A 381-nucleotide genomic window follows, 5' to 3' on the forward strand; every position below is an offset into this window, starting at 1 on the left:
GTTTATCGGGGCGTTCATCGGGGCCGTCCTCGTCTTCGTACATTACAAGCCACACTATGATGTGACGGACGACCCAGGGGCAAAATTGGCGACATTCTCGACAGCGCCAGGTATTCGGAGCACGCCCTTCAACTTGATTGGAGAAATCATTGGTACGTTCGTGCTCGTCTTCGGGATTTTGTCATTTGGGGCCAACGAATTCACAGAGGGCTTAAATCCGCTCATCGTCGGGTTCCTCGTCGTATCAATCGGTCTCTCGCTTGGTGGTACAACGGGCTATGCCATCAACCCGGCACGTGACCTCGGTCCGCGAATTGCACATGCGATCCTTCCAATCAAAGGTAAAGGTACGTCGGACTGGGGCTATTCATGGATTCCGGT

General features: G+C 53.5%; 1 protein-coding gene. It reads left to right on the forward strand.

The features are described 5' to 3' along the window. Positions 1-381: MIP/aquaporin family protein (locus WCE05_RS26445; protein WP_368816901.1), on the forward strand; the 381-nt coding region annotated here is incomplete at both ends.

Source organism: Pseudomonas sp. I2 (assembly GCF_040984075.1).
Lineage (GTDB): Bacteria > Pseudomonadota > Gammaproteobacteria > Pseudomonadales > Pseudomonadaceae > Aquipseudomonas > Aquipseudomonas guariconensis_B.